At 75.2% G+C, this 1904-nt stretch carries 2 protein-coding genes; one reads left to right on the forward strand and one right to left on the reverse strand.

All coding sequences use genetic code 11. From position 1 onward, the window contains the following. Positions 1-49: 49 nt before the first annotated feature. On the reverse strand, positions 50-577 hold the full coding sequence (locus tag AOK03_RS38840) for a hypothetical protein (RefSeq protein WP_425264454.1): 528 nt from the start codon (positions 575-577) through the stop codon (positions 50-52). Positions 578-872: 295 nt separating this feature from the next. On the opposite strand from AOK03_RS38840, the gene AOK03_RS38845 reads away from it, so the two are divergent. After that, positions 873-1904: NsdA family TPR-like regulatory protein (locus AOK03_RS38845; RefSeq protein ID WP_425264453.1), on the forward strand; the 1032-nt coding region annotated here is incomplete at its 3' end.

Here is a 1904-nt window from a genome sequence, read left to right on the forward strand (position 1 = left end):
GTCCGGGCGCGAGGGAGGTGCCGGGCGGTGCGGGGTGGCGCGGTGCCGCTCAGCGGCAGTTGTCGGCCGCCTCGATGGTGCGGGCCGCCTGGCCGAGCGCGGCGCGCAGGACGGCCGGGTCGGTGACGGGGTCGTTCTCGCCGTCCGGCGGAAGCAGCCAGCCGGTGCCCGCGACCGGCGGGTCGGGGACGACGGGGCCGGTGGGTCCCGGCTCCGGGTCCGCGTACACGCGCATGCCGCGCCCGAAGGTCTGGGTGCAGGCGCTGCCCGGCAGGTCCCAGCCGTCGGCGGTACCGGGCGGCACGAGGAAGCCGAGGGTGTCGCAGCCCCCGTCGTGGAGCACGGGGCCGATGGTGTCCGCCGCGCCGCGGCGCAGGATGTCGACCGCTTCGAGCCCCTGCCTGGCAGGGACGGTGACCAGGTCGCAACACTCGTCGTCGCAGGGCTCGGGGCCCGGGGGCGGCGGTGCGCTGCCCTCCTGGGTGGGCCAGTGCCGCGCCGTCGTGCGTGACGCGGGGAGCGGGCCGCCGGCGCCGTTCCCCGTACGGGAGTCGCTGTTCTCCGTGCCGGTCTCCAACAAGGAAACCCCTCCTCGTCAGTGCGGCAGCCGCCCTGCTCCCGCTCCTCGTGGTTCAACGCGGCAGGGCGTCAACAGGCACTGCGGCGCGCCGCTGCAAAGGATGGCAGTTCATGGCGGATCGCGGGTGAGATATCCGGTTTGTAGCCAAACTCCGTGTGGCGGACCCATCACAGCCGGTACGTTCGTGCTCCGCCGGAACAGGGGCAGGCCCGCGAGATCCAGTGCGCGGGCGCGGCGTCCAGTGCGCGAGCGTGGGCACGGTCCGGCACGATCCGCACGAGAGGGTCCGGCCATGGCGTCGTCACCGATGGCATCGTCAACTCAGTCCCCACGACCGAACCTTGCTTTCCGGCAGCTCCGTGGACAGCGCTCACCCGGCGAGTTCGCCGCGGCGGTCCGGCGGGCCGCCCGCGAGATCGGCGAGCGGGTCAGCTGCGACGCGCGCTACGTCGGGCGCGTGGAGGCGGGCGAGATCCGCTGCCCCAACTACGCCTACGAGCGCGTGTTCCTGCACATGTTCCCCGGCCGAACCCTGTCGGACCTGGGATTCGCCCCCCGCGCGATGGTGCGCGGCAGGGGGGCGCGCGCCGAGTCCGGCCCGCCGCCGGCCCACGGCACGAGCCGGACCGGCCCCGTGCCGCCGGAGTCCTCGGAGTGCCCACAACAAACCACGATGCAGTTGTACGAGTCCCATCCGTCCGGGTCCGACCCCCGCGCCTGCGATCCGTACGCGGTCCAGACCCACGAGGAGAGCGACGTGCAACGTCGCGCGTTCATGACCGGCTCCACGGCCACCGTGGCCGCAGCACTGGGGCCCGCCGGCCTCGCCCTCGGCGGCGCGGCGGAGGCCGCCGCCCTGCGTAGCCGCAGGGTCGGCGAGGCCGAGGTCCACGCGGTCGAGGAGGCCGTGCGCAAGATCAGACTGCTCGACGACCGGCACGGCGCCGACGGGCTCTACCGGCGCGCGGCCGCCCCCCTGCGCACCGCCTACACCCTGCTCGACGCGGGGACCACCACCCGGCAGACCACCTCGGACCGGCTGCACGCGGGCGCCGGTGAACTGGCGATCTCCGTCGGCTGGCTGGCCCACGACTCGGGCCGCTTCGACGACGCCCGCTCGCACTACGCCGAGGCCCTCGCGACGGCCCGCGTCTACGGCGACGCCGCTCTGGAGGCACACGCCTTCTGCAACACGGCCTTCCTGGCACGCGACGCGGGACGCCCTCGGGAGGCGGTGCGGGCGGCACAGGCGGCCACCCGCGCGGCCCACCACTCCGGCTCGCACCGGCTGCTCTCCCTCGTCGCGCTGCGGGAGGCCGGGGGC

It is taken from the genome of Streptomyces atriruber, from assembly GCF_001418325.1.
GTDB lineage: Bacteria > Actinomycetota > Actinomycetes > Streptomycetales > Streptomycetaceae > Streptomyces > Streptomyces atriruber.